Below are 18,987 nucleotides of genomic sequence, written 5' to 3' on the forward strand. Positions count from 1 at the left end.
TGTGGACCTTGCAAACCGTCTTTCGATGTTTCCAGAAACACGTGTTCAAACCCAGAACACAGCTCGTTGTGAGTGGATGATAACAGTGTTAACTTAGAAGCAAACCAGGGTATTCCCGTGCGTCCAAACTACACCCCCAACTCGATTACACCCCAATTTCTCGAGCGCCGGCCAGAGGTCGTTGCGCGCGCCGGAGACGCCCGCCTATAATGATTTCCCCTTGGAACGCCACTACCCATGCTGTGAGTTCGAAACCGCCCACCGCCGCCGCTACGCCCTATCACCATGGAAATTTGCGCAACGCGCTCATCGCCGAGGGCCGCCGTGCGCTCGAAGATATTGGCGCTCGCGAGCTAAGTCTGAGGTACCTGGCGCGTGCCGTCGGCGTGTCCGAGGCCGCGCCGTCGCGGCATTTCGCAGGAAAGGAAGGGCTACTCGCGGCGATCGCGGCCGATGGATTCCGTGATCTTGCGCGAATGCGCAGCGGGATAATGCAGTCCGATAGCTCCGCGATGACGAAGGCCCATCAGATGATGCGCGCATATGTTGATTTCGCGCGAGCACACAAAGGGCTTTTCGACTTGATGATCGGGCCTCGGATCGTCGCGCAGAATTCGTATCCGGAGCTCACCGAGGAAGGTGCGAAGTCGTTCCGGCTGTTTGCAACCGTAGTTGAGAACGCCGCGCTCGAAAACGGCTGGCCAAAGCGTTCGCTGACTTTGGTCACGCACGCTGCCTGGAGCGTCGAGCACGGGCTCGCAACCTTGATACTTTCCGACCGGGTGCCACGATCCGACTATCCCATTCGGCTCGATCAGATGATCGACTTCTCGATTTCCGTTTTCCTGAGCGCCATCGCTGCCGGGCCAGCGCAACTCGAGGCTGTCATGAATGCGCTGCCGCCAGTGAAGCAACGCTCTCAGTTGACGGAATCCAGAACAGATTGATGCGCTGGCCAGTGTTGATTGGCCGCTCGCTGCGCCAGTACTATCGCGGCATGTCTATCCATCCGACACACGGCCCGGCGCTCGACAACGCTCTTGCATACTGGGTCTCGCGCGTTCATACGCGGCTCACCCATCTGGTCAATCGGCGAACGCGTGCGGAACTGGGTATCACCGGCCCACAAGCGTGGGCCCTTCACTTGATAGCCAGCGGGCGCTGCAGCAGCGCGTCGGACATCGCTCATGAATGCGGCATCGATCTTGGCGCCGTAACGAGGCTTCTCGATCGCGTCGAGAAGCTAGACCTGCTCCAGCGAATCCGCAGCACGAGTGACCGGCGCATGGTTCGGCTAGAGCTGACCGAATGCGGCAAGTCGCTGGCAATGCGCGTGCCGCCCATCGTTGATTCCATCTTTCAACACGCTCAAACTGGCCTGACTCCCGCAGAAGCGGACCTCCTGCAAGGTTTGCTTCGCCGCGTTCACTTGAATTGCGAATAGTTCAAGAAGGGGTAGCTTGACCGAAAAATGCGTTGGCGTGATCGATGAAAGCTTTTACTTTCGCTGGCAGCAGTGTGCGCGTGGCGTAGGCCAGCCTGATCTCGACCTCTCCCTCTTTTATCTCGAACTGATCCAATAGCCTCACAAGGCTGCCGGACTTGATGTCTTCCTGGACAAGAGGGATTGGCAATGCGCCGATTCCAAGCCCGCTCAGAACCATCTCGCGATTAAAGAGTGGACTATTCGAAGCAATGGCGTATTTGATCTGAACCGTCACGTCCTGTTGCCCTGTACCACGAAACGTGAGCGCGGGCTTGCGCAAAGAAGGGGGCATGACAACGAATGTGTGCCTGCCAAGGTCGACCGGTGTCGTGGGGCGATGGCGATTTCTCAGGTATCCCTCTGTTGCAAAGATGCCGAGCGGCATGCGCTCCAGTATACTGCTCACAACCTGGTCTGAGGCGAGCATATAAGGCAACACGATGCCCAGATCAAACCCGTCGACAACGAGATCGACCGGGCGCTCGGTCAATGTAATATCCAGAGTGACTTCCGGATACTTCGACCTGAACGTCGATACGAGCGGAACGAGTCTGCTGATTGTCGCCGTGGTGTGAGCGGCCACGCGCAAAACACCGGTCGGAACTTGTGTTGCGCTCGTTATTCTCGCCTCGAGATTCGTGATGTCGTCCAGAATGCGGCGGCATTTTTCATAGATGCGGTCGGCCGATTCAGTAGTGGAAAATTGCCGCGTGGTGCGATTGAACAACCGGATCCCGAGACGCGCCTCCAGCGAGGCGATGGCCCTCGAGATTGTCGGGGGCGTCGTGCCCAGCATGGCGGCGGCTCGCCTGATTCCCTTTGTCTCGACGACGGCACAAAACACATGCAAACTCTCGATATATTCCATTAAGCCTTCCTGCGCGCCAGCGCGAAGATCAACGCAGTGCAGTCATCCGGTCGATCAGTTCTTCGAACTTCCGGTCAAGCGCCTTCGCAGCGCTCTTGAGTTCCGGACTATCGCCGAGCACGATGAGCGATGATGGACGAACGTAAGTCACAACAGTACCCTCGCAATCCTCTGACTCGGTCAGCAGCACTTCGACGGGTGCGAACAGACCGGCGGAAATATCGTGACGAAGCATCGTAATCGCGATGAGCGGATTTCCCAGAATCCAGCGTACCGTTCGACGTTTGATGCCAAATTTCCCGATCCAGCCCCCGTGATCGATCTCGCTAAAGAGCATGAAGCCACTCTCGCCAACAAAACGCCGCTCTACCTCGCTCACATAGGTCGCTTCCGAAATGTCTTCTTTGGCGAGCTTCACCAGTTCAGGAATTGACGACTTTCCGCAAAGCTTGCCAAGGCGGTCCACGAATTTGTCAAAAGGCACGGGCGTCCTGACCTCAACACGTACACCCTCAAACCGCGTTTCAACAACGGTGACTTCACTGCTCATACCAATCCTCCAATACTGTTATCTGACCCGAAGGGACCAGATTCTCATCCTCGCAAATCTCACTGCGTAAGCTTTATCTGAGTACGAGTATATCCGCGCGTCTTGCGTGTAAAGTTGCACGCAGCGACAAGAGATTGTTGAGAAAACGTATTGAAGTTTGTCCTGATTGGCCTACCAGCCATACTTGAACTCGATACCGACTCGGCTTGAGCGTGATGGAAGACTTCACGTGGATCAGGTTCGAATAGCCGGTACAGCCGGCAAGCGTGAATGAGTTTCCCTGGTCGTTCACGGCTTGTAATTGGATGTATCCGACTGCCTCACGCGACGGGTCCACTCGCGGTGACACCGTTCGCCGCGGTGCTTCATGTATGCCCCGGCGTGGTCGCGCGCTCGTGTTCGCCGGTGCTCTATGGTGGCACGCGAGTATGGTGCCAAATCCTGCCCACGCCAGGCGTCAAGCGAGCCGGCTCCTGCCGCGTCGCTGCTAGCCACGATAAGGGCGTTTATCGTGGCCAGCGAATGAATCGAGGGGTTACGAATCTAGGCGCACAACGATGTCGCTCGACTCTGCCGGCGGCTGCGTTTGAAACTGCGGCGACTATCGTTTGCCGCTGATTCTGGGCAACGACGTGGCTGCGGTCGTTGTCCGCGTCGGATCGCGTGTGCGGCGATTCAAGGAGGGCGATGAAGTCTACGCGCGACCGCCCAAAGATCGCATTGGTACGTTCGCGGAATTCATCGCGATCAATGAAGATGCCGTAGCCCTCAAGCCCAAAACGCTCAGTATGGAAACCAGCAAGTGCGGGACTGGCCTGCAACGGCTCCCTGTCACCGCGGATTACCCGTCTCGCGGGTTGTCAGCGACGACAGTGCGTCGAACCGACCCTGCCGCTCTCCATGCCACGCGGAGATCGCCTCGGCGAGGTCGTGGGTATCGAATATGGCGCTTTGCAGCAAGGCCATATGTCGCAGAGACTCAGACGTACTGTGGTCGCGCGCGAAGTTGATCGCAGTCTTGCACCCGGCAACGGCCAGCGGGGACTTCGACGCGATGGTTCGGGCCAGCTCCATCGCGTGTCGGAGCAGCGCCTCGGCATCGGGCAACACGGCATTCACGAGGCCGACTGCCAATGCACGCTCGGCGCTCAACCGCTCACTGGTGTAGGCCATCTGGCGAGCCACGCCGGCGGGAATGATCTTCGGCAGGCGTTGTAGCACACCGAGGTCTGCCGTCATGCCGATCTGAGTTTCCTGCAGCGCGAAGAATGCATCGGTCGTGCAAATGCGAATGTCGCAGGCGACGGCGAGATCGAGGCCTCCGCCGATGCAACCGCCCTGAATCGCGCAGATGACGGGAAACCGGACCTGATCGAGCGTATCGAAGCAATCCATCAGATTTCTCAACGCATGCTGGAAACCCAACCTCGCCCGTGGACTGCTGTTGTCAAACACATCCGTCGCGCTGGTGAACACGTCGAGCGCCATGCCGGCCGAAAAATGCTTTCCGGTGGAACTGACGACGAGGGCACGAGTGTCGCCCACGTCATCGAGCGTCAGCACGGCGTCGCGCAACCCGCTGAAAAAGGCCAGGCCCATCGTATTGAACCTGTCGGGACGGTTCAGCTGGAGATGTGCGATGCCGGAATCGTTGCTGATCTGAAAGTACTCGTTATGCATGAATAGCCTCGATAAGTTTGCCGTAAGTCTGCGGCGATTTTCCCAGTCAGCAGCCGATGCACGCCTGACGCGATTCGAGTTCCCTCAATCGCCGATAGCTCGCTCAGTCACTCCGTGCTCACTCCGACGGGACTGACGCAGGAAACGGACTATGCCAGTCCATCCAGTCGTATGAGTCGCCATCGTGCGCCCATCCCCAGTTCATTGCCGGAGTGGGATTAGTCACCTCGACGACATCGTTCGACGCCGCACCCACGTCTCTCGGGTCATTCGTGCCGCTTCGGTGATCGATATATTGGGAGTCGTAAGACATGGCCAATCTCCTTTGGCAGCTTGAACTGCACAACTACCAGCGCTCACCAGACGAGACTTGAAAATCTTTAGGGGACCTTCGCGTTCTGACGGCCGCGAGGGTGATCGGTACAGCGCGCTGGCCAGGCAGTTGCCTTCAAATTCGTCGTGCTCGTTGTCGGCGCCCGCTCGGTGCGTCCGACGTCCGCGACGTTGCTCGGGCATGCCCGCCCGGTGATCGGCCTGCGGTATTTCTTCCTTTTCCCGGTCGGGGTATCGCGGTCTTTCGTGTCTCCAGGTGGATCGACTTCGCCGGTCCCAGCCAAAGCAACTTCGTTTCGGTGTGCATGATCAAGCGACCCCCGCGCCATTTGTCGCCTGGGCCAGCCTGATCTCGCCCAGGTAGACGCTTTCGTCCAATTCGCATTTGCGCGAGGCGTTGCCGAGGGCATGACGAATTTCGACCCGGTAGGCGCCGCTTCCCCTGGCCAGGCCGCCAAACCGAAAATCGCCGAAGCCATCGGAGACGGTTTCAGCCATCTTCTCATTGCCGACGTACAGGGCGACGACTGCATCCGTGACGCACTCGACAACTTCTCCCATCTGCGCGCTGACGCTTCCGCCGATGAAACAGGTTTCCCACCGCTCGAGGCCGCTGTACCACACGCGAGGCTTCGTGCCCAGGTTGGGCCGCAATACCTTGAGCCCCTCGCGGCTAGCCTTTTCCGCCATCGCTGTGTCATCCAGCTTGACCGTCTCGAAGACGTCGGTGGGACACGATTGCTGGCAACGCGGCCGGGGCCAACCCTGATCGAGCAGATGGGCATCGAAGATCCAGGTCTGCGGCAGTTGAAGCTCTTCATTCCAGATGATCGCCTTGTATGGGCACGACTTCACGATGTCCTTCCGACCCCGCGCCTTGACCGGGTCGATGATGACGATGCCGTCGGCGCGCTTGCGAATGGCGCTGCCTCCCACACGCATGCACGGCGCGTCGTCACAGTGATTGCACATGACCGGCAGGTACGTGGTTTCCACCATGTGCGAGCCGCCCTGGACCCGGCGCAGGATGCGGATGGGGCTTTCGGCCTCGACCGCAGCGGGTGCGGCGTAACCGGGAAAGTCGTTGCCCACGTGCTCATCTCGCGCGGCGATCACGCAGTTGTGGCAGTTCTCGCATTGCCCGACCTTGATAACCAGATTCCACTTGCTCATTTCCTCCTCCTCACGCTGCGAGACCGAGCATGAACGCGTCGGCGCCCTTCCACTTTTCAACCTGCACGAGGCATGAATTCGGGCTCATGCTGCTCGTGCCCGCCGTCTGGGGCCGGTCAGGAGTGAGCATGTTCATGCAGCCACCGATCTCGACACGCTCGCCGGCGATTTCGATGAACTGGAATTCAGCGCTCGCCTCGTACGACTTGACGACGCCGGCGGCGACCAGAGGCGACACGTCAGCGGCACAAATGACCGCGCCGCGGTCGTTATAGACTTTGACGAGATCGCGATGGGCGATGCCTCGCTCCACTGCGTCCGCGGGACCCAGCCGCAGCAGCCAGAAGCGATGGCCACCGATCAACGCGCGATGATCCTCCACGCTGTTGACCGACGAATTCTTGCCGTCGCATTGAGTATGGAAGCTGTACCGGCTGTGAGTCGCAATCAGTTGCAGCGGATAGCGCTGGGCCAGTTCGCTGCGCAGCCCTTCCCAGGACGGGATATACCGGTTCAGCGGCGGCCGCTCGGGGTTGTCTGCGGTGTGACGCTTCAGCAACTCCGGCACGAACTCGAGCTTGCCGCTGGGCGTCTGCAACCCCATGCCGAACTTTTCGGCGTACTGTGACGGCATCGGATGCGGTTCCTGAAGATCCTTGCGACGGCCTTCCGCGAACCAACGCATGTCCACCGGGTGCCGCAGTTCAGGCTTTTCGGGCGGCACAACGAAATAGCCTTTGCGGCAGAAGTTTCGCCACGAAATGTGATCCGGCAGATCCGACGAGTCGAACACTCTCTTGACCCAATCAAGTTCGCCGCATCCTTCGGTGAACACGCCGCCAAGCCCGAGACGGGTCAGAATGGCAGTGAAGATGTCGTAATCGGAGCGCGACTCGCCCAGCGGCTCGATGCATTTGTGTTGCATCATCACCATTCGATGATTAACGGTGCTGAAGCCGTGATGGGCATATCCGCCCGAATTCGACCATTCGCCAATATCCCATCGTTCCAGCGACGTGCACGCCGGCAGAATGATATCTGCGAACTGCGCCTCGCCCTCCATCCAGATCGACTGGTTGACCACGAACTCGATGCTCGGGTGGCGGTAGGCGTCGGCCCAGCGTCCGGATTTCGTGACGGTGCTGAAAGCAGATCCGCCATAACGATAGATCATGTGAATCGGCGAATAGCCGGGCATCGGGTAGCTGAACGGCGCGAACTGCGCTTCCTGTGACATGCCGTCCCAAAGGTATCCCGTTGCGTGGCCATTGATGATGGCGTCGGGTAGCTGCTGCCGCGGGACCATTTGCTTGACGGGATTCATGGTCAGAATGTGCGGCATTCGCTGGTAGTTGTTCACCGCATTGGCAGTCCATGCGAGGTCGCCGGACATGCCACCGTCTGCGTAGCCCGGGAAATAGAAGTGCAGGTCGTGCGGAACACCGATCTCCAGACACCCGAAATTGATGCCTGGCTTACCCCACCCCTGCATCGCCATCATCATGATCATGCAGCGCGCCCACTGCGCCCCAGTCGCGCCGCGTCCTGCGCCACCGAATCCCGCACCGGTCATGCCAACGGCGAGATAGACCTTCTTCTTACCCCACAGGCGCGCGAGCGCACGCACATCCTGGGCGGGAACGCCCGTCTCTGACTGCTGCCATTCGGGGGTCTTCGGCACACCGTCGGTTTTCCCCAACAAGTAGGCGCGCCACTCATCGAAGCCGGTCGTACGCGTGGCAACGTAATCCTCGTCGTACAGACCCTCCACGACCCAAACGTGCATGATGGCGGTCGCGAGAGCTGCATCGGTTTGCGGACGCACGGGAATCCAGCGCCCACCCAGCAACTGCGCAGTCGGATTGCAATGCGGATCGATGTGAACAAATTCGATTCCCAGTTCCTTCGCCCACAAACGCCGCGGCGTGCCCTCAAATCCCGCGTAAGCCCCGTTGGTGCTTTCCGGGTCGGAGGACCAGAAGACGATCATCTCCGCCTCCCTCAGGCAATCTTCGATGCCGCCATAGCCTGACGGCACGCCCACGCGCATCGAGTTGCCAAAGTGATGCATCGCGCCCCAGTACCATCCCTCCCAGCTATCCGGGTTCGCAGCCACCCGCGTGAAGCCGATCAGGTTGGCGAATCGCGTTAGCGCACTCAGGTAGTAGCCAACATTGCCCCACTGGTGATGGGACGACATCGGGAATGTAATTGAACCGGGACCGTGAACGCGTTTTTGCCGGTTAATCTCCTTCGCGACGATGTCCAGTGCCTCATCCCAGCTGATCGGCAAATAAGCCGACTTGCCGCGATTCTGCACATTGCGCTCCCCGTCAGGATCGAAGTCGACCCGCTTCATCGGACTAAGAATGCGCTTGTCCGAGTAGACAAGCGACTTGATCGCCAACGCGTGCGGCGCAACCAGACCTCGCCGTGGGGGGCTGAAGCGGCGCCCGCGGGCCTCGATCTCCCAACTGGCGGCATCCTTGCCGTCCAGATCGACAGGCGTCACCCGAACGATGCGACCATCCCTGACGTAGACAAACAACGGGCCGCCGTTCGTGCAGGTGGCGTACCGGTGTGTGCCGTCTCGCATTGGCGTACCCATCGGCAGGCCGATGGTTTGCATCATGCTGAGCGTCTGCATGAACCACACCAGCAGTTCATCCTCGCCCTCGGTCACTACCTTGAAGTTCTTCGCCGCATGAATGATCTCGGCATAGTCCTGGCGCGGAGAAAGAAACTTGAGTGCCGTGGCGACATCCTTGAACAGCATGCTCACGTCGGCTCGCGCATGATTGCATGCCCGCGACTGGATGTGTCCGTTCCTGATCTCGATGGCACGACCGAGGCTTCGATCCATCAGCCCGATCCAGGCAACCAGGTCTCGCTCCTTGAGGCGCTCACGATAGTGGGGGAAGCGGCGCGCCGTCAGATCGAGTACCTTGGGCAGCGCAAACAGAATCGATTTGAGTACTTGTCGCTTCATCGTTCCATCCGGAATGAGGCATCGCTGCAAGGAGAAAACCCAAGCGTATGCGTGGCCGTTTTTCCCGCGCGGCTGAGCGGCCCAGTAAAACGCGTTGTTACTTCCAGGCGCGCGTCATCTGCCTGTTTCGAAGGGCCGCTTGCGACTTCTGTGTTGTGCATTGAAATCTCTAATGGGTGAACGTCTGCCGCCATGTCAGGCTCCGCCGGAACGCTGGTCACACGGGCTAGAACGTGTAGGCGACGTTCAGGAAGACATTCACGGGATTAAGCCGGATCGTCGATCGGGAAACGATTTGCGTCCCGTTTGCCGTCGTCCCGTCCAGCGTCAGGTGAGTCTTCACGGGAACGTAACCGACGCTGGCTCCGACAGACCAGTGGTTTGAAATCGCGTAGTACGCCCCGATTTCGAATACCGGGTTCCAGGACGAACTGAGAGATGCGTGTGCAGACCCGCCCGGACCAAGGCTGTCAGTGACAAATTGACTGTTGGTCGTGCGAACCTGGGTGAACCAGGTATAGTTCACACCCAACCCGACGAAGGGACGAAATTTCGACTGGGCGTTGAACAGGTGGTAGCGAAGGACGAGAGCGGGCGGCATCGGCCGCGTCGAGCCAAGGGTGCCGTACTTCGCGAGCGTGCCATCGCCAACCAGATTCACTGTCAATGGGAGCCCAATGAGGGTGGCAACGCCGATGTGATCAGTGACGTAATACTCTGTCGTGATTCCCATCGTATCCGTGGACGTCGCGTGCGCCCCGCTACCGGGTAGCGGGTGGTTCACCGTCATTCCACCCACGCTTTCCACAGTGAGCGGCGTTGCGCTGCTCTGCGGCGCGACATGCAGCCACCCCGTTGCCACGGTAAAGCTCCCAGCCGTCTGGGCGTTCGCCTTACCGGCAATCGCAGCCGAGCAGATGCAAACCGCCAGACCGCCGGAGCGAATCATTCTCGCGCAATTCCTCACGTGTCTTCTCCTGTCTCATCGGCCAGATACCCATTCGCCAGCACAGTTGTCACGCGCCGATCAGTGCACGGGACTGCGTCGTGTCGGCGTTCGTCTGTTTTGATCACATCCGTAATATCTGGCCGCAATGTTATGTAGTTATGCTAAGTTAAATGGTGCCATTCACCGACTTCTCGATGCTCCCTCCTTCCTTCATGCTTTTTTTCTTCCCCAGAACAAATATGCCCCGACACCGGTGCGCCGTCTTTCGTTCTGCTATCGGGTGCGTCCTGTTTGGCAGGCGCGTCAGTGAATGCGCATCACAGGGCGGTCAGCCTCCGGCGGGAAAACACGCCACGAACCATCAGGGTGCCGGAAGAAAAACAGGCCAACCGCTCCCCGCGCCAACAGTAGCTCGATGTGAACGTAAACTTGCTGATTCGACTGCGCGCGACCACATCGGGTAATCCGTACCGGTGTCGCGGCAACCGGTCCAAGCCATTTTTCAACCAGCGAACGCAAGGTGCTTTCTGATGCAATACCCATCTTCTTCCCCAACCGAAAAACGACTGCTCCAGTTGCTAACCCATACAATTTTTGTTTCAGGCTCGACATCGGGGCGTGTATGCGTGAACACGCACTTAGCCTGCCTCTATCCCTGCGGTGCTTTTATTCGCCTACTGGATTTTCCGGCACAGTCAACGAGAAGCAGAATGGAAAGCGCCCTAGCGTACTGCGCGCCATTGCTTCGGAGTCGGCATCGGGAAGATCGACGTGAACTTCGATCCCTCGTGAGGTATCCTCAGCAATGTTTACGGTTACGTTGTTAACGCCAGCCTCAGCGAGTGCCCACCGTAGCGCGTCAGCCACTTCCCGCCGCTTAAGCGCGGGCTTGAATATCTTGCCGACGGCCGTCAGGGGCATCGTATCGACGACCCGTATTCCCTTCGGAAGCGCAGCGCGTTCGCTGATCCTGTCACGCAGGAAGTCGGCCAGGTCCGCTTCGGTTGCCGTGACGCCTGGCTTTAGCTGCACATAGGCGACAGGCAACTCGCCCGCGTGAACGTCAGGACGCCCGACTGCAGCGGCAATCTGGACTGCCGGATGACGATGTAGCGCTTCCTCGATTGCCGCAGGGTCGATATTGTGTCCGCCCCGGATGATCAGCTCCTTCTTCCTGCCAGTGAGCCAGAAGTATCCCTCGGCATCGCAGCGCCCCAGATCTCCAGTATTGAGCCAACGTTCGCCGTCGCCGAGGTCTGTCCAGATTCCGCTGTCCTGCTCTGGTCTGGAATACCCTACAAACACATTTGGTCCGGAGATGACCAACTGGCCAACTTCATCCACCGCGCAATCCCGTACATACCGCCCGGCTTCATCGACCACCACGGCCTTCATTGCCTGACCAGGGAGGCACAGACCAATCGAGCCTGCCCTGCGCTCACCAAACGGCGGATTAACGCTGCTAACGCAGGCGCCTTCGGTGAGACCGTAGCCTTCGAGGATTCGAATCCCCGTATGACGCTCGAAATTGCGAAGCAGTTCGACTGGCATCGGCGCGGCGCCGCACAGGCCATACTCGAGCGAGCCGATATCGCTCTCCCCAACTGGAACGTCGAGCAGTGAACCATAGAGCGTCGGAACAGCGCTGAAGAAATTGATGCAGTAATGCTCGACTATTTCCCAGAAACGCTTTACAACGCCCTCGCCCCGATAGCCTTGCGGCGTACCGAGGACGACATGGGCACCACGCGAGAACGCCAACAGTCCTGTCACCATCACGGCGTTGACGTGAAAAAGCGGCAGCCCGCAAAATATCGTCTTTCCCGGACCGATGCTTTCGCCGAGGAATCGTCCCGCGTTCCACGCATTGGCCACCTCGTTGTGATGCCGGCGCATCGCAATTTTCGGTAGGCCTGTGGTGCCACCCGTGCAGAAGCAGGACGAAACATCATCGATGCTGAGCCGACGTGAGCCGTTGAGCATTACCCCGGACTCACTCGAGTGGACGGTGGTAAAGTCATGGATTCGAATCTGTGCTGGAACCGCGCTTCGCACACCGCCCTCGCCGTGCAGCCTGGCGCTCTCACCACGCTGCAGCATCCGGGCCGCGAATCCCTTTCCCCCCGGAAAGCGGTCGGCCAGGTTGACAAGCACCAGATCCCGTAATGCGGGGACGTCATGCAACACCGATTGCACTTTTTGCCAGAGCTCAGTCCCAGCCCCAGGAAACGGCGCGAGCGTAACGAGCACGCTGGCGCCCGAAACCTTGAGCAGTTCGCCGATGGCTTCGCTTTCAAGCAACGGATTAATCGCGCAGACAATCCCGGCCGCTTCACCTCCCCAGATCACGAAGTGCGTTTCCGGCAGATTCGGCAACACGTAGGCGATGACCGTGTCCCTTTGCGCGCCCAGCCGCAAAAACAGGTTTGCAGCGCGTGTGATATCACCCACCAGTTCGCTGTAGGTCCAGCACTCGGGGCTGGCATAGTCGTCGGCTGTCAGGAAAAAAGAGAGCGCGGGCGCCGATGGATTAATGGCAGCGCCGCGCCGAATCATTTCGTACGTATTCGACGGAAGATCCACCAGTTGTCCCTTTGCTTCAACCGCAAGGACATCCTGCGCGTTCGCGACGTCTTTCATGCTGCCTCTTCGACGATGACGTTATGTTGCACGCCCAGGTTGATGGTGCAGTCGTGGCTGACGATTCGTGCCTCGACGACGTCGCCGACCTGGAGGTACTGCGACCGGTCCTCCTGCATCTTCATGAAGAGTCGCCATTTTTCCGCTTCAGGCAACTGCGCTGCAGCGCGCTGCTTCTCAGGTGACGGAATGCTGAGTGCACAACCGGACGGCGTGCCAGTCGCGAGCAGGTCACCGGTACGCAAGTCCTGTACACCAGAGAGCTCCGTCAGGGTCTCTGCGGGGTCATAGACAAGTCCAGCAGTCGTGTCATTCTGGCGCACGGTTCCGTTGACTGTCAGCGTCAGCACGAGCGCTTTCAACTGTGGCATGTCATGCCTTTCCAGCAGGCAAAGGTAGGGGCCGACAGGACCAAAGGTCCGGTAGCTTTTACCCTTGTAGAACTGCATCTGCGGAATCTGGATATCGCGCGCGGAATAGTCGTTGACGATCACAGCGCCCGCAACGTACTCATGCAGGTTCTCGTCGGTGATCGTTTCACGGGAGGTGATATCGCGTTTGAGGACGAGACCCAGCTCGATCTCATAGTCGAGGAAGCGCACCGCCCCCGGTTTCACGACGGCCGAGTTGGCCGAAACGATGCAGCTTGTTGCCTTCGTGAAGATCATGTTGAACTTCTTCACGTCGGGGTCCATGCCAGACTCGATCATATGCTGGCGATAGTTCGCGCCCTGACAGATGAACTGCTGGTCGGCGGTCACAGGCGACAGCCACTGTACTTCCGATTCAGGAATCGACGGCCCGTCGAGCAACATGAGCCGCTCGACCGGATTGGCCTCGATAAACGCGCCGGTCGACCTGAACTTGCCCGGAATCGGCGTGATAGCGCCATCCGCGACCACGCCCCACTGGGCGCGGCCATCATGAAGGTAATGCAGGACGTGAAGTGCCATTTCTAGATGCTCCGGAGTCGTTGGATAGGGAGTGGCTCAGGCGAAAAGCTTTGCCAGCGTCCGCAGTTTGCTGAGCGTCAGGTCGGGACTGCGGCGCAGGTTTCTGAAAAGCGCCGCGATGCTCGCGGGGGTGAACCTGGGTTTCGTGAAGCTGCGCGGCATGGTTGGCCCCCACTGGGCCATCGCCTCACGGCTCACGGCGTGGATCCCGGTGGGCTCGTCGGAGGTGAACAGGTCGCCGTCGCAGTAGTGTTCGTGCTTGTCGCCCCATGGATCCTGCCAGTAGTCGAAAATCTGGCTGCCGAGGATATGCCGGCCGATGCCCCACGCGTGGACCCATCCCTTGTCGCGCAGCACCCGCTGCCCCATGCCGACCGCGTCCGCGTCAATGAGCTCGCAGGCACTGTGACTGTACGTCGCGACAAAGCCCTGTGCGAGCGCAAGCGTGTGATGGTCGGCCGGCTTGTCGCCGAGATCCAGGCGCATGAACGCGACAGCCGGCGAGCCGTCTGGAAGCACCTGAACGTCGCTGGGGATAAAACCGAAATGGCGCGTATACCACGCACAGGTCTCCTGATAGTCGGCGAGTTCGAGTACGACATGCCCTAGCCGGATGACTTCCGGGGCGCTCTCCGGCGGTCGCTGTGTGCCGTTAACGCGAACGGTGGCGTCGACGGAATTGAATGGCAACGGCAGCCGATGCGGCAAGGCTGACGCTGGCGCCTGGCCCCATATCGCTTCGATATCAAATCCCGATGGGTCCGTGAGTCTCACCACGTATCCCCCGCCCACGAGTGCAGAGTGTTCGACCGGAGTAGCGCCTGGCAGCTTCGCGAGCGCATCGAGATCCGCCCTGCTGCCAACCTCCAGGCCGAACCCGACGAACCGCGCTTTGGATGCCCTTCGCACTACGTAACAAAAGTGTGATGCCCCGGTACCACGCAAAAGCAGGAGCGACTCGTCGCTCGATACGGTCTGTAGCCCAAAGTCATTGAGAAAACGTTCGGCTAGCCCGAGGTCTGGCCGATCGAATATCAGATAGGCCAACGCGGTCGCCTTCGCCGTCGGATGGAGGTGGCGAGCCGGCTGTGCAGTAGTCAGTTTCATGGCGGAACGTAATCAGGCGGTTGCAATGGCTGATGCAGCTTCGAGAGATGCCGCGCCGGCGGTTTGATAGAGCAGCGGAAGATGCTGGCGCCTGATCGGGTTGCCGACAGCGCTATAAAAATCGTGGGCGATTGCGCAGACGCGCCGATACCCTGTCGCGCCGCTCCACGCATCGAAGGAGGCACGCGCCGCCTTCGGCGTGGGTCGATTCAGCGACCCGCTATGGATAGTGGGTACCACTGCCGGGATAGGCGCACGGATAAGGTGCTGCTGGGCGCCGCCGGGCGCGAAGCCATCTCTGATTGCTGTCTCCACAATCACTCCATGAGTTCTAGTTAGGTCAGCCCTCAGGGCCTTTGATGACATTAAACTCATATCTGATAGTTTTGTCAATGTAGACATTCGAATCTATACTGTGGAATATGACCAGCTCAGGATCCACCATGACGAACACGACAAATCGCCGGGCAGCCAAGCGTTCCACGGTTGCAGCGCCCGTCGCGCCGGCTCCCCTTGTCGAAGAACGGGAGCCGCGCGGTGCACGCCGCAAGCGCGAGACGCGTGCCCGTCTGCTCGACGCTGCCCTGAGGCTGATGGCCGAAAAGGGCATGGAGGGCGTGGCGGTCAACGAGATCACGGAGGCCGCCGACGTGGGTTTCGGCTCGTTCTACAACCACTTCGAATCGAAGGAAGCGATCTATGCGACGCTCGTCGACAACGTGTTCGATGAGTTTGCGAACATGCTGGACCGTCTTTCAGGCGGCATTTCGGACCCCGCAGAAGTGGTCGCCGTCTCCGTGCGTCATACGGTTTTGCGGGCGCGCAATGATCCCGTTTGGGGGCGTTTTCTGATACGTGAGGGCTTTTCTGCCCGCGCGATGAGCCGGGGCCTGGGCCAGCGGCTACTACGCGACATCGGCAGCGGCATTGCGGCGAAGCGATTCGTCGTTGCTGATCCATTTATCGGATTTCTTGCCGTGGGCGGCACCGTTCTCTCTGCCATCGCCGCCGAGCTGAATTTTGTTGTTCCGGGCGCCAGCGCCGCGGGCGTGCTGAAGGAACTCGGGTTCAGCGGTGAGCACTTTCCGGAGCGTACGGCCGCGATGTTGCTGCAAACGCTCGGGCTAAAACGCGCGGAGGCGGAAAAGATTGCCGCGCGCCCACTGCCCATCGTGGATGAAGCTGTCGACCAAAGCCCAGATCGCTAAGCGCAACGACCGGTGCAACCGTATCGTCAGCGAACCCTCGAACCGCTTCCCCGCTCTCTTTCTTGCGGCGGCGCTGCCGGCGGCCTACCCATCTGGCAGTCGGACGTCCGGATTCCCTCATTCGCCCGCCAGAGCGGGAATGATGGTCATCTGCGTCGGGTCGTGGTGGGGCCGCACCGGGGCCAGGTATTTTTGTGAACGGTGAACGCCCGCCTCGCCAGACGACGGGCTGCCGGGGCTCATTCCTCGAGCCGCGCAACTGACCGGTTGACCGCCGTTTGCGGGCCGACCCCGAATTGCAGGCAGGCGAGTGTCGTCTTTTCCGCTGCCCGCGACGCCCCCGCAGCACCCAATGGACTGTCCGTCGGCCTTGTGGCGAGGCCGCGGACGACCCTGGCTATTTGGCCGCCGACGGCGCTTGTCGCATGGCGATAGCCGACCACAATCGCCTGGTCCGTCAGGGACGAGTTCGCTCACGACGCTGTGACAGGTCAATGTTTCGGCACTGAGCGATGAAAATGGTAAACAACCGACGCCAAATTCGCGCAAATCAGTAATCTACGAGGTTCTAGTGAACGACAAAGCCTCGCTGCCTGAATGCAACCGTTCGAATCGCTCCATGACTGAGCTTCGTCTGACATTCCTTGACCAGAATGAATGGGAAGGCTGGTTGACGCAAAATGGCGGTACCTCGGCCGGGATATGGTTGCGCCTTGCCAAAAGGGGCGCCAGGCAGTCAACCTTGACTTACGAGCAGGCGCTGGAAAGTGCCCTTTGTCATGGCTGGATCGACGGTCAAAAACGGACTGAAAGTGAAGAATACTGGTTGCAACGCTTCACTCGACGCTCCGCAAAAAGCATCTGGTCCAAGCTCAACAAAGACCGGGCCGAAGCGTTGATCGCCGCAGGCAGAATGCTTCCATCGGGCATGCGAGAAATCGAGAAAGCCAAAGAGGATGGCCGCTGGGAGGCTGCCTATACGTCCGCCAGCAACTCGGCCGTGCCGGACGACCTGCAGGCCGCACTGGATGCCAATCCCAAGGCCAGCGCTTTCTTTGCGACACTGAACGGCCGAAACCGCTACGCCATTCTGTTTCGGATACAGAATGCTAAAAAGCCCGCAACACGAGCGCGCAAGATCGAGCAATTCATCTGCATGCTGAATCGCGGCGAGACCATTCATTCCTAGACCAGGAAGTTCGACAGGCGACGAAAGTCACCGGACGATGCGGCGTTCAAGGCTGGCAACCGGCACGCTCTCCACGCCTTCGCGCTGGCGACCGTCGATCAGTGCTGGCTTACAGTTTAATTATCTCTTTGGCCGCTATTCGCACGGGACCGACGTTACGAAACTCCGGGTGAGCGTCGTATGCTGGGCGACCGTACTCATTCACCGATTGCGCTTGAGAGCCGCCACCTTCGACGATTTCAAGGCCAGGTCCGTGGAGACTCATCGAATTGGCGCGATCGGCCAGGAACGGCCAGTTGTGCGAAAAGCTCAAATGGCTGAAGACGAGCTGGAATCGGACAACCCGCCCGGCGTGGCGTTCGTTCCGCAGAAGATATGTTCTGCATATCGAAAGAGGCGTTCACGGCAGGATGCTGGCCCTAAAGCAGCCGTTAGTCTCTTGACCTTGCACACATCGTTGATGGGCGCAGGCTTGTGAATACGCCCTAAAGGAGTAACTCATGCCGTCCGAGCACGCCGATGTCCTGTCCCAGGTACTCAAGCTGATTCGCCTTCGCGGGGATCACGTTTTCCACGGCGAGCTGGGCAGTTCCACCGAGGTGATTTTTCCACCAGGACCGGCGACGTTTTTGCATTTGCGCACCGGCGAACTGTCAGTATCTCAACGCAATGGCCCCTCCGTGATGCTGCGGTCAGGCGACTTCGTTCTTTTGCCACATGCGGATGGACATACGATTCGAAGCGAGCCGAGCAGGAAAGCATATCAACGCTTTGAGGCGGCGGTGGACTTTACCCCCAGCAGAGATGCGCAGACGTTCAAATGGGCGGCTGACGACGGCATGGCAGGATCCTTTCTCGCGGGATCGTTCTATTTTGATGGGGCGCCGTTACGCTCTTTGCTCACCGGCCTTCCCGGGCTGATTCATCTGACATGCGACAAAGTCAGCGAACCCGCCTGGCTGGCCTCCATCTCGCATTTCCTTGACGTGGAATCGCGTAGCGCCGGTCCAGGGTCATCGCTGATGATCTCGCGGCTTATCGATTTGCTCGTTATTCGCACCTTGCGGATGTGGGTCAGCCGGCAAGGCGATCGGGTCGGCTTGTTGTCCGGACTGAGTGATGAGCGCGTCGGCCGTGCGTTGAATGCAATGCATCTGGAGCCTAACCGTGCATGGACAGTTTCGTCGCTCGCCGAGACAGCGATGATGTCGCGATCGATGTTTTCGGATCGCTTCGCGGCGGTGGTGGGGCTTCCACCGTTGCGTTATCTGACACGGTGGAGATTGACCCTCGCAGCAGACTTGCTACGCGGAGGAACCTTGAAGGTGACCGAAGTGGCCCACAGTGCCGGCTATGGTTCGGAGGCTGCCTTCAGTCGCGCTTTCAAGGAGGAGTTCGGCTATCCACCGCGTGACGCGCATCGAATCGCACAGACAAGGGCCTTTGTCGCGCGAAGTTCGGAACTCCCTTAACAATCCTTTTCGCACCGTTGGCTCGATCCGTCGGTAGTAGCTGTCATTGCGGCGGTTTCGTTTCAATGGCATCGCGTCAGTCCCCCAAGCGGGTCGATCTCCTCCGCTTGTCCGAGTGCGTCGATCGTACGATAGGTCATGAAAATCAGACGCCGAGATATGGTCAGTCTCGGATACGTTCTTTAGAGTGGATAGCCAAGGTCCTCCCGTATCTGAAGAGGAGGAAGACTCTCACGGACTATGGTTCAGATCTCTCAGGCCCAATTAGCGCAGACAGCTTTCAATCACACCTCTCGTTGCAGCGCACGCGCTTAAATCATGTGTCTTGATCGGAAGCGCGTGTGTGGGCGCCAGCGTCACCGTCGCTTGGTGGCATGAAGGCCGTGCATG

The 18,987-nt window shown here is 59.4% G+C and carries 16 protein-coding genes and 1 pseudogene; 6 read left to right on the forward strand and 11 right to left on the reverse strand.

What is annotated here, in order from left to right; translation table 11 throughout:
• The first annotated feature begins 209 nt into the window (after positions 1–209).
• Together L0U83_RS38190 and L0U83_RS38195 are read left to right on the forward strand one after the other, a co-directional pair.
• Complete coding sequence (locus L0U83_RS38190; protein WP_233889781.1) at positions 210–947, forward strand: TetR/AcrR family transcriptional regulator; 738 nt, start codon at positions 210–212, stop codon at positions 945–947.
• On the forward strand, positions 947–1,444 hold the full coding sequence (locus tag L0U83_RS38195) for a MarR family winged helix-turn-helix transcriptional regulator (protein WP_308445117.1): 498 nt from the start codon (positions 947–949) through the stop codon (positions 1,442–1,444). The genes L0U83_RS38190 and L0U83_RS38195 overlap by 1 nt, the downstream gene beginning before the upstream one ends.
• A 1-nt stretch (position 1,445) precedes the next feature.
• Here L0U83_RS38195 and L0U83_RS38200 read toward each other — a convergent pair whose 3' ends face one another.
• The gene (locus L0U83_RS38200) at positions 1,446–2,354 is read right to left on the reverse strand and encodes a LysR family transcriptional regulator (RefSeq protein WP_233889782.1); all 909 of its coding nucleotides are present in this window, start codon (positions 2,352–2,354) and stop codon (positions 1,446–1,448) included.
• A 28-nt stretch (positions 2,355–2,382) separates the two neighbouring features.
• Positions 2,383–2,904, reverse strand: coding sequence for a DUF302 domain-containing protein (locus L0U83_RS38205; protein ID WP_233889783.1), 522 nt, complete (start codon positions 2,902–2,904; stop codon positions 2,383–2,385).
• A gap of 602 nt (positions 2,905–3,506) precedes the next feature.
• Here L0U83_RS38205 and L0U83_RS38215 point away from each other — a divergent pair.
• A pseudogene (locus tag L0U83_RS38215) lies at positions 3,507–3,698 on the forward strand (alcohol dehydrogenase catalytic domain-containing protein); the annotation flags it as partial.
• A gap of 37 nt (positions 3,699–3,735) precedes the next feature.
• Here the strand turns inward: L0U83_RS38215 and L0U83_RS38220 are convergent.
• The 9 genes from L0U83_RS38220 to L0U83_RS38260 form a co-directional block, all read right to left on the reverse strand.
• A complete protein-coding gene (locus L0U83_RS38220) occupies positions 3,736–4,584 on the reverse strand; it encodes an enoyl-CoA hydratase-related protein (protein ID WP_233889784.1) in 849 nt (282 codons plus the stop codon).
• Positions 4,585–4,702: 118 nt separating this feature from the next.
• A complete protein-coding gene (locus tag L0U83_RS38225; protein ID WP_233889785.1) occupies positions 4,703–4,897 on the reverse strand; it encodes a hypothetical protein in 195 nt (64 codons plus the stop codon).
• Between the two features lie 329 nt (positions 4,898–5,226).
• Positions 5,227–6,090 carry a 4Fe-4S dicluster domain-containing protein gene (locus tag L0U83_RS38230; protein WP_233889786.1) on the reverse strand — a complete coding sequence of 288 codons (864 nt, stop codon included), beginning with the start codon at positions 6,088–6,090 and terminating at the stop codon, positions 5,227–5,229.
• Between the two features lie 10 nt (positions 6,091–6,100).
• Entirely contained in the window at positions 6,101–9,079 is a 2,979-nt protein-coding gene (locus tag L0U83_RS38235; RefSeq protein WP_233889787.1) for a molybdopterin-dependent oxidoreductase, read from the reverse strand.
• A 226-nt stretch (positions 9,080–9,305) separates the two neighbouring features.
• Positions 9,306–10,028 carry an OmpW/AlkL family protein gene (locus L0U83_RS38240; RefSeq protein ID WP_233889788.1) on the reverse strand — a complete coding sequence of 241 codons (723 nt, stop codon included), beginning with the start codon at positions 10,026–10,028 and terminating at the stop codon, positions 9,306–9,308.
• Positions 10,029–10,331: 303 nt separating this feature from the next.
• A complete protein-coding gene (locus L0U83_RS38245; protein WP_308445118.1) occupies positions 10,332–10,640 on the reverse strand; it encodes a hypothetical protein in 309 nt (102 codons plus the stop codon).
• 54 nt (positions 10,641–10,694) lie between these two features.
• Entirely contained in the window at positions 10,695–12,668 is a 1,974-nt protein-coding gene (locus L0U83_RS38250) for an acyl-CoA synthetase (protein ID WP_233889789.1), read from the reverse strand.
• Positions 12,665–13,621 carry a fumarylacetoacetate hydrolase family protein gene (locus L0U83_RS38255; RefSeq protein ID WP_233889790.1) on the reverse strand — a complete coding sequence of 319 codons (957 nt, stop codon included), beginning with the start codon at positions 13,619–13,621 and terminating at the stop codon, positions 12,665–12,667. The genes L0U83_RS38250 and L0U83_RS38255 overlap by 4 nt, the downstream gene beginning before the upstream one ends.
• Before the next feature lie 36 nt (positions 13,622–13,657).
• On the reverse strand, positions 13,658–14,728 hold the full coding sequence (locus L0U83_RS38260) for a VOC family protein (protein WP_233889791.1): 1,071 nt from the start codon (positions 14,726–14,728) through the stop codon (positions 13,658–13,660).
• Positions 14,729–15,171: 443 nt separating this feature from the next.
• Here L0U83_RS38260 and L0U83_RS38265 point away from each other — a divergent pair, with 443 nt between their 5' ends.
• The 3 genes from L0U83_RS38265 (at position 15,172) to L0U83_RS38275 (ending at position 18,597) form a co-directional block, all read left to right on the forward strand.
• Positions 15,172–15,936: a TetR/AcrR family transcriptional regulator gene (locus L0U83_RS38265; RefSeq protein WP_233889792.1), complete on the forward strand. Its 765-nt coding sequence runs from the start codon at positions 15,172–15,174 to the stop codon at positions 15,934–15,936.
• Positions 15,937–16,555: 619 nt separating this feature from the next.
• Positions 16,556–17,125, forward strand: coding sequence for a YdeI/OmpD-associated family protein (locus L0U83_RS38270; protein ID WP_233890005.1), 570 nt, complete (start codon positions 16,556–16,558; stop codon positions 17,123–17,125).
• A gap of 500 nt (positions 17,126–17,625) precedes the next feature.
• Positions 17,626–18,597, forward strand: a complete 972-nt coding sequence (locus L0U83_RS38275) for an AraC family transcriptional regulator (protein ID WP_233889793.1) — start codon at positions 17,626–17,628, stop codon at positions 18,595–18,597.
• Positions 18,598–18,987: the final 390 nt, after the last annotated feature.

The organism is Paraburkholderia flagellata (assembly GCF_021390645.1).
Taxonomy (GTDB): Bacteria; Pseudomonadota; Gammaproteobacteria; order Burkholderiales; family Burkholderiaceae; genus Paraburkholderia; species Paraburkholderia flagellata.

Coding starts and splice junctions, on each gene's coding strand:
- L0U83_RS38245 (WP_308445118.1), bottom strand. CDS start 10,640: ATGTCGAGCCTGAAACAAAAATTGTATGGGTTAGCAACTGGAGCAGTC.
- L0U83_RS38240 (WP_233889788.1), bottom strand. CDS start 10,028: ATGATTCGCTCCGGCGGTCTGGCGGTTTGCATCTGCTCGGCTGCGATT.
- L0U83_RS38190 (WP_233889781.1), top strand. CDS start 210: ATGATTTCCCCTTGGAACGCCACTACCCATGCTGTGAGTTCGAAACCG.
- L0U83_RS38230 (WP_233889786.1), bottom strand. CDS start 6,090: ATGAGCAAGTGGAATCTGGTTATCAAGGTCGGGCAATGCGAGAACTGC.
- L0U83_RS38225 (WP_233889785.1), bottom strand. CDS start 4,897: ATGTCTTACGACTCCCAATATATCGATCACCGAAGCGGCACGAATGAC.
- L0U83_RS38200 (WP_233889782.1), bottom strand. CDS start 2,354: ATGGAATATATCGAGAGTTTGCATGTGTTTTGTGCCGTCGTCGAGACA.
- L0U83_RS38255 (WP_233889790.1), bottom strand. CDS start 13,621: ATGGCACTTCACGTCCTGCATTACCTTCATGATGGCCGCGCCCAGTGG.
- L0U83_RS38250 (WP_233889789.1), bottom strand. CDS start 12,668: ATGAAAGACGTCGCGAACGCGCAGGATGTCCTTGCGGTTGAAGCAAAG.
- L0U83_RS38270 (WP_233890005.1), top strand. CDS start 16,556: ATGACTGAGCTTCGTCTGACATTCCTTGACCAGAATGAATGGGAAGGC.
- L0U83_RS38195 (WP_308445117.1), top strand. CDS start 947: ATGCGCTGGCCAGTGTTGATTGGCCGCTCGCTGCGCCAGTACTATCGC.
- L0U83_RS38235 (WP_233889787.1), bottom strand. CDS start 9,079: ATGAAGCGACAAGTACTCAAATCGATTCTGTTTGCGCTGCCCAAGGTA.
- L0U83_RS38205 (WP_233889783.1), bottom strand. CDS start 2,904: ATGAGCAGTGAAGTCACCGTTGTTGAAACGCGGTTTGAGGGTGTACGT.
- L0U83_RS38265 (WP_233889792.1), top strand. CDS start 15,172: ATGACGAACACGACAAATCGCCGGGCAGCCAAGCGTTCCACGGTTGCA.
- L0U83_RS38220 (WP_233889784.1), bottom strand. CDS start 4,584: ATGCATAACGAGTACTTTCAGATCAGCAACGATTCCGGCATCGCACAT.
- L0U83_RS38275 (WP_233889793.1), top strand. CDS start 17,626: ATGCCGTCCGAGCACGCCGATGTCCTGTCCCAGGTACTCAAGCTGATT.
- L0U83_RS38260 (WP_233889791.1), bottom strand. CDS start 14,728: ATGAAACTGACTACTGCACAGCCGGCTCGCCACCTCCATCCGACGGCG.